Annotated in this window: 3 protein-coding genes; all 3 read right to left on the bottom strand. The window is 73.6% G+C overall.

Annotated features, from left to right (window positions below; genetic code table 11):
- Positions 1–22: 22 nt before the first annotated feature.
- Complete coding sequence (fusA, locus tag ACWEVN_RS44160; protein ID WP_452055265.1) at positions 23–1,951, bottom strand: elongation factor G; 1,929 nt, start codon at positions 1,949–1,951, stop codon at positions 23–25.
- A gap of 304 nt (positions 1,952–2,255) precedes the next feature.
- Positions 2,256–3,884 carry a PucR family transcriptional regulator gene (locus ACWEVN_RS44165; RefSeq protein WP_452055267.1) on the bottom strand — a complete coding sequence of 543 codons (1,629 nt, stop codon included), beginning with the start codon at positions 3,882–3,884 and terminating at the stop codon, positions 2,256–2,258.
- A gap of 189 nt (positions 3,885–4,073) precedes the next feature.
- Positions 4,074–7,616: a discoidin domain-containing protein gene (locus tag ACWEVN_RS44170; RefSeq protein WP_452055266.1), complete on the bottom strand. Its 3,543-nt coding sequence runs from the start codon at positions 7,614–7,616 to the stop codon at positions 4,074–4,076.
- Between the last annotated feature and the right edge of the window lie 348 nt (positions 7,617–7,964).

Raw genomic sequence — 7,964 nt, forward strand, 5'->3', positions numbered from 1 at the left:
CCCCGGCTCGCCACCCTCGACCTCACGGCACCGGCGCGAAGCCCACCGGGCGGGCGGTGAACGTGCCGCGGCCCTGCGTGCGGCTGCGCAGCCGGGTCGCGTAGCCGAACAGCTCCGCCACCGGCACCGTCGCCGTCACCACCGCCGTCCCCTGCCGGACCGCCGAGCCGGCCACCCGGCCGCGGCGGGCCGCGAGGTCGCCGAGCACGCCGCCGACGGCGTCGGGCGGAACCGTGACCGCCACCTCGGCCACCGGCTCGAGCAGCCGCAGCACCGACGACCGCAGCGCCTCCCGCAGCCCGAGACGGCCCGCCGTGCGGAACGCCAGGTCCGACGAGTCCTTCGGGTGCGTCGCCCCGTCGGTCAGCGTCACGCGCAGGCCCGTCACCGGGTGCCCGCCCAGCGGTCCTTCGCCCAGGGCGTCCCGGCAGCCGGCCTCGACCGCGCGGACGTACTCCCGTGGCACCCGGCCGCCGACGACCGCCGAGGCGAACTCGAAGCCCTCGGCCGCCGGCGCGACGTCGAGGACGACGTGGGCGAACTGGCCTGCCCCGCCGTCCTGCTTGACGTGGCGGTAGACCAGCCCGGTCACCCCGCTGACCACCGTCTCGCGGTAGGCCACCGAAGGGCGGCCCACCGCGACCTCGAGGCCGCGGTCCCGCCGCAGCTTCTCCACCGACACCTCCAGGTGCAGCTCACCCAGCCCGGACAGCACCGTCTGGCCGGTCTCCGGATCGACCCGCACGACCAGCGACGGGTCCTCCTCGGCCAGCCAGGCCAGCGCCGCCGTGAGCCGGTCGCCGTCGCGCCGGGCCTCGACCGCCACCGAGACCACCGGGTCCGCCGTCGCCGGTGGCTCCAGCAGCACCGGAGCGCCGGGCGCGCAGAGGGTGGCGCCGACGCGCGCCGCCTTCGGCCCGGCGACCGCGACGATGTCACCGGCCACCGCACTGTCCACTTCGGAATGCCGGTCCGCCTGCACGCGCAGCACGCGCGCGATGCGTTCGGTGCGTTCGGTGTCCGTCACCCGGTCTCCCTTCCGCAGCGTTCCCGAGTACACCCGCAGGTACGTCAGCCGTCCCGTGGTCGTCGAGACGACCTTGAACACCAGTGCGGCCAGCGGCGCCGCCGGGTCGGCGGGCCGGTCGGGCCGCACCGGCGGGACGTCGGCCGGCGACAGCAGGTACGCGACGACGGCGTCGAGCAGCGGCTCGATCCCGCGGTCGCGGTAGGCCGCGCCGCACAGCACGACGAGCCCGTCGCCGCTGAGGGTCAGCTCCCGCAGCGCCTTTTCCAGGGTCTCCGCCGAGATCCGGCCGGTGGCGCAGAACTCGTCGAGGGCCACCGGGTGCAGCTCGGCGACGGCCTCCTCCAGGTCCCGGCGCCGGCGGCGGGCCTCGGCGGCGAGGTCGTCCGGCACGTCCCGCGGGCGCAGCAGGTCGACGACGCCGGTGAAGCCGTCCTCCCGGCCGATCGGCAGCTGCACGACCAGCGGTGCCGGGTGCAGCCGCGCCCGGATCGAGGCGACGGCGGTGTCGAGGTCGGCGCCCGCGCGGTCGAGCTTGTTGACGAACGCGATCCGCGGCACGCCGTAGCGATCGGCCTGGCGCCACACGGTTTCGCTCTGCGGCTCGACCCCGGCGACGGCGTCGAACACGGCGACGGCGCCGTCGAGCACCCGCAGGGAGCGCTCGACCTCGGCGGTGAAGTCGACGTGACCGGGCGTGTCGATCAGGGTGAGCCGGTGGCCGTCCCACGTGCAGCTGACGGCCGCGGCGAAGATGGTGATGCCGCGGTCGCGTTCCTGCGGGTCGAAGTCGGTGACGGTGGTGCCGTCGTGGACCTCGCCGGTTTTGTGGGTGGCGCCGGTGCGGTGCAGGATCCGCTCGGTGAGGGTGGTCTTGCCCGCGTCGACGTGGGCGAGGATGCCGAGGTTGCGGAGGTTGCACACAGTGGTGTCCTTTGTGGACGAAGTGACCGGGACGGCGCGATTCCCCGCGACGGTCGTCAGGAACTGTCACGGAGTCCGGTGCAGGCCGCGCGGCAGGCACCGGGGACGCGAAGACACCAGGATCACCTCGGACCGCGACCGGGAAGCGACGGCGACGCGACAACGCACGGCCGGCTCCCTTCGATCGACGCGGCAGGCAAATCCCCGCGAAGGGTAACGACCCCCCGCCCGCCGGCCAACGCAATTTCCGCGCCCCCCACCCGTGTCCGGAAGGGACACACGTGATGCCTACTTCCGCACGGTGTCAGGGGGCGGGTGGGGCGACCACGCGGAGCTGGAGCATGGCCGCGAACCTGGCCTGCGGGTCCGTCAGGTCGAAGCCGCCGACCTCGGCGAGGCGGCGGAGGCGGTAGCGGAAGGTGTTCGGGTGGACGTGGACCGCCGCGGAGGCGGCGATGACGTCGCCGAAGGCGTCCAGCCAGGCCCGTAGCGTCTCCACGAGGTGGGCGTGGTGCCGGGCGTCGTAGTCGAGGAGGCGGGCGACGACGCCGGTCGGGCGGTCGCCGCGGGCGGCGACCAGGTCCTGCAGCTCCAGCAGGAGGGCCTCGACGTGCACGTCGGCCAGCAGGGCGACCCGGCGGCCGGCGCCGCTGCCCGAGCGCAGCACCCGCAACGCCCGGTCCGCGCTGCCGCGGGCTTCCGGCAGCTCGGCCGCGCTGCGGGCCACCGGGCCGATGCCGACCACGGCCCGGGCCCGGTCGCCGACCCGGTCGAGGAAGTCCGTGGCGATCCGCAGGGCACGCTGTTCGGCGTCGGTGTCTCGGGTCACCGGCACCAGCCCGTAGGCCGTGTCGCCGACGAGCGCGGCGGCGCACCGCGGGTGGACCGCGCTCAGGTGCATCGCCAGCCCGTCGCTGAGGCGCTGCCGGTCGGCGGCGAGCTCGGCGTCGGCGGCTCCGGCGCCCAGGACGGCGAGCGCCAGCACGATCACCGGCTGGTCGGCCAGGCCGAGCCGGCTCAGCGCCTCGCGTGCGCCGGTCCCGCCTTCGAGGGCGGTGCTCAGCAGGTCCGCCCGCAGCCGCCGTTCGACGTCGGCACCGGCCCGGATGCGCAGCAGGTGCAGGGCCACCAGGCGGGCCGCGTCGCGCAGAGCCTGCGCGCGGTCGGGCGTCAGCGGGGCGCTCACCGCGGCCCAGATCGAGCCGAGGATCTCGTCGCCCGCCCGGACCGCGACGGCGACGCGCGGGATCATGAACCCCTCCGGGCTCTCCGGCGGGCGGTCGACGTAGACGGGCTGCTCGCTGCGGTAGAGCTCGCGGAACACCCCGCGCTCGGCCAGCATCCGCGCGAACCGCTCGGGCACCTGCCGGCCCAGGATGGTCTCGACGCGCGACGGGTCGGCCTCGTCCTGCCGTCCGGAGAAGGCGAGCACGCGAGAGCGCCGGTCCTCGATGGTGACGGGCGCGTCGATCAGCGCGGCGATCGCGTTGGCCACGGCGAACAGGTCGCCGGACGGCAGCCCGGCCAGGGTCTCGCGCTGCGCGTCCCCGACGTCGCCCTCGGCCAGCAGCGAGCGCAGCATCGCGGCGAGCTGAGCCCAGGACGCACCCCGGGCGAGGCTCAGCAGGGCGACGCCGGTCTCGTCGACGGCGGCGGTGATCGCCGGCGTCACCTTGACCGGGGCCCGCAGCACGAGCCCGGCCGCGTCGTGGCGGGCCAGCGTCCGCAGCTGCCGCACGACCTCGTCCGGATCGGCGAGGCCGACGCCCAGCACGAGGGCGTTCTGCGGCAGCGCGGGCTCGTCGAGCGGATCGTGGATGGCGACACCGCCGATGCCGCCCGGACGCTCGCCGTCGCCGAGGACGAGGTCCAGCAGCGTGCCGCCCAGGTCGTCGAGGACGCGGCCGAGGCCGGCGTGCGGGCGCAGGTTCATGGAGACGAGCACCTCCCGAAGCTAGGCGCGACGCCGCCAGCGTAGTTCGTCGTAGCGGACGAATTCAGTATCTGCTTCGGTCGTCTCCGACGAACTCCTCCCACCAGGGGACGATCCGGCAGGAGATGTCGCCGAGCCGGGGTGGACGACGGCGGCGTCGACGCGGCCAAGCTGCGCGAGCCGTCGCGGCTAGGTCAGCTTCGCCGCCACGTTGTACGCCTCCACCAGCAGTTTCGCGTTCGGGACCCGCCGGCGCGGCTCGACGCGGACCGTGCGGCTCTCCCCCGGCAGCAGCCAGAAGTAGTTGTCGCCGTAACGGGTCGGCAGCACGCGGTCGGTGCCGTTCTTCTCCCGCAGCGACAGCCGGATCATCGCCGCCACCGTGCGGCCGTCGTTGCGGATCGTCGCCGTGTACCCGTCGCCGTCGGACTTCAGCGACGTCGTGAGGCGGGCGCCCGGGAGCTGGTTGAGCGCGCGCATCGCCGTGTCCGTCCGGTAGCGCCAGTACGTGTTCTCCGACAGCACCGTCCCCCGGCCGTCGGTCAGGGTCAGGCGGAGCAGGTGCAGGTCCGGCTGGCCGGCGTCGAACGGGACCGTGAACGCGGCCGCGGCCGAAACCGGCGACACGTCGAGCTTCTGCTGCTGGGCCCGGCCGAGCGCCGTCCCGTCGAGGCCGAACAGCCGGGCCGTGGCGGTCACGCCGGTGAGCGCGGCCGGCGTGTGGTTGACCACGCGCACCTGCCACGTCGTCAGGTCGGCCTGGACGTGCCGGGCCTCGCAGCCCTTGCGCGCGCCGTAGTAGCTGCCGTTGACGTCGAGGTCGTAGTCGTAGGTCTGCCAGACCGTGCTGTGCCACGCCGGGTGCGACATCCACAGCAGCACGCCGGTGGCGTCGTTCCACAGCTTCGTGTTCCACGCCTCGAAGATCGCCCGCATGCTCTCGTAGTTGACGAACTGCGCCTTACGGCAGAACTCGGCCAGGCTCGTGGACGGCGCCAGCCGCGCGTCGATCGCGGCCAGGTAACTCTGCGGCGACTGGTTGCCGTTCGTGGACCAGTCGTGCAGGAACCACGGCGCGCCGATCGGCCAGCCGGGGTCGTCCTTTCCGACGAGGTTGCGCATGCTCTCCACGACCGACACCGTCGGCAGCCCGATTTCGCTCCAGAACCCGTACTTCCCGCCGGTCGCTTCACCGGTGAAGTACCGCTTCGGGTCCTGCCAGTAGTACGGCCCGTCCCCGGTGATCACGCCACCCGCGGAGTTGCCCTGGTAGAGCAGGTCGGTGTTGTCGTGCACGATGTCCCGCAGCGCGTTGTCGATCACCGGCGGCGGGGTGCCCTCGTTGCAGCCGAACCAGACCGTCGCGCACGCGTGGTGGCGGTAGCGCAGCACGGTGTCCTTCGCCTGCGCCAGGAAGATGTCGTGGTTGGCCGGGTCGGTCGACCAGCCGTCCCAGAACTCGTTCCACAGCAGGATGCCGTACTTGTCGCAGGCATCGAACAGCTCCGGCCGGTACGACGACCCGACCCAGTTGCGGATCAGCGTGAAGTTCATGTCGCGGTGCATCGCGACGACGGCGTCGGCCCGTTCGGCGGGCATCCGGCGCAGCAGCTCGTCCCAGCCCCAGCTGCCGCCGCGGGCGAAGATCTTGACGCCGTTGACCAGGAAGGTCAGCGGCTTCGGGCTGTTGTCCACCGATGCGACGTCGGTCCAGTTGCCGCCGTCCTGCGACACCTGGATCTTGAACGTCGCCGCGTAGGCGGTTTCCCAGGTCAGCACGACGCGGTCGAACGCCGTCGGGGCGCCGAGGTCGACCTGCAGCCATTGGTTGTCGCTGTATTCCGACGTCCAGCGGGTGTTCGGGTCGCCGTCGAAGGCGCGCTCGGGCGGGTTGCCCTGGGCCAGGTCGGGGCCCGAGCCGGCCTGCACGGACATCGTCCAGAGCGAGAACCCCCAGCTGGTCGCGCGCTTGAGGCCCTGCATGCGGACGAACCGGGCGTTCTGCGGCGCGAGGTCGACGGTCTGGGTGGCGCGGCCGTCGGCGATGACGATCGGCAGGTCGTAGACGTAGCCGATTTCGCGCAGGCCGATCTTGACGGTCCGGCGGTCGCTCGTGGCGGCGCCGATCGCCGCGGTGAGCGTCAGGTCGTAGAGGTTCGGGTCGCCGTAGCCGTTGGGCCACCACAGCTTCGCGTTCTCGACCCGCTGCTTCGGGAACACGACGTCGGTGCTCTGCCCGGCCGGGATCGTGACCGTGGCCGCCAGCTTCACCGGGCCGAACGCGGCGGTGACCTTGACGCGCTGGGCGGTCGCGGCCGCGTTGCGCACCGGGACGGTGAGCGTCACCTCGGCGGTCTTGCCGTCGGGCACCTTCGTGTCGACGCGGACGTCGCCGAGCACGGCGGCGCCGGTCGAGCGCAGGCGGACGTGGTCCCAGAGGCCGGACGCGCGGTCGCGCACCGCGGGCATCCAGTCCCAGCCGGACACGGCGAGGTAGGTCGGCGAGTTGTCGAACATCGTGCCGCCTGCGTCGACCCAGGAGCTGCCGTTGGAGCCCTTGTCCCCGGGGCTGCCCGGCCGCGGCATCGGCGAGACCCGCACGGCCAGGACCTGCTCGCCGGTGCGGCGCAGCGCGGCGGTGACGTCGTGGACACCGCGGCCGAAGGGGTGGCTCTGCGTGGCGATTTCGGCCCCGTTGAGCCAGATCTGCGCTTCGTGGTTGACGCCGTCGAACTCCAGCCAGACGTGCCGGCCCGGGGAGGTGTCCAGGCCGCGCGGGAGGGCGAAGCGGCGGCGGTACCACCACGCGTGGCGGGAGAGCGCTTCCGGGACGTGCAGGTTGTTCATCCCGGCCACCGGATCCGGCAGCTGCCCCTGCTCGACGAGCGAGGCCAGCACGGTGCCGGGCACGGTCGCCGGGAGCCAGCCGCGGGTGTCCACAGTGGTCGCCGAGAGGGCCTTCCCGTCGCCGGTGGGCGCCCAGTCGTCCATGGTGAGCACCCAGCCGGATTCGAGCGGCACGGTGCCGTCGGGCGCCACGGCGAGCGAGGGTGGGTTGTCGTTCGGGCGCACCGGGAAGCTCGTCCAGCCGCGGACGGCGGGCCGGGTCTGGCGGCTGGTGCCGAAGACCTGGAAGCCGTTGAGCCCCAAGGGATTGCTCGTCGAGCGGCGGCTCGCGGTGAAGCGGACCCAGCGGGCGGTGACGGCCACCGGGATCGTGACGACACCGCCGGCGCCGGCCTCGGTGTGGTGGACGGTGCGCCAGGCCTTGCCGTCGCCGGAGACGTCGAGGTCGAACGCCGTCGCGTAGCTGGACTGGACCTCGAAACCGCTGGTGCGGGATCGCGAGGCACCGGCGTCGAAGGCCGGATCGCCGGGCTGCGCCTCGAAGGTGAGGACGACGGACTCGATGGCGCAGGGCGCCTGCAGGTCGACGACGATCCACTGGCCGTCCCCCTGGGCAGCCCGCCAGCCGGAGCCGCGGACGCCGACCTGGGCGAGCCCGTCGACGGCGAACTCGGCCGGGGTCGCGGCGTAGTCGGTCGAGGACACCTGGACCGGCCGGAACAGGGCGAGATCGCTTTTGCGGCTCTCGGGCGCGGCGGGCGCCGCCGAGGCAACCCCGGGCAGGACGGCGGCGAGGCCGAAGCCGGCCAGCAAGCCGGTTCCGGCCGTCAGCACGTGCCGACGGGACAAGGCCGACACCTCCGCGCGCGCGTTCTCCTCCGCCATGCGGACTCCGTTCTTCAGGCGGCAACCGAGGACCTGGCGGGGCGGGGTGCCGGGATGCTGACAACGTTGCCAGGAAGCTTCCGCCGCGGGCCTGGAGAGCGTCAAGAAGACAAGGAAGACAAGAATTCGGATTAATGACATCGATGTCCGCGCCGCGCCCGGGATGGGCTTGTGCGGGGCCGGGGCCGGCCGCTGCGGGGCGGGGTGGGCTGGGGCGAGGGCGGGGTTGGGTGCGGCGGTGCGCGCCTGGGGTGGGCCGGGCCGGGTCGGCGCAAGGCCGGCCGCCGCGGCAGATCGGATGAGCGTCGTGGAGGGGAGGAGTGTTGGCGTGTGGGTGTAGGTCTGGGT

The sequence above is a fragment of the Amycolatopsis sp. NPDC003861 genome (genome assembly GCF_053605405.1).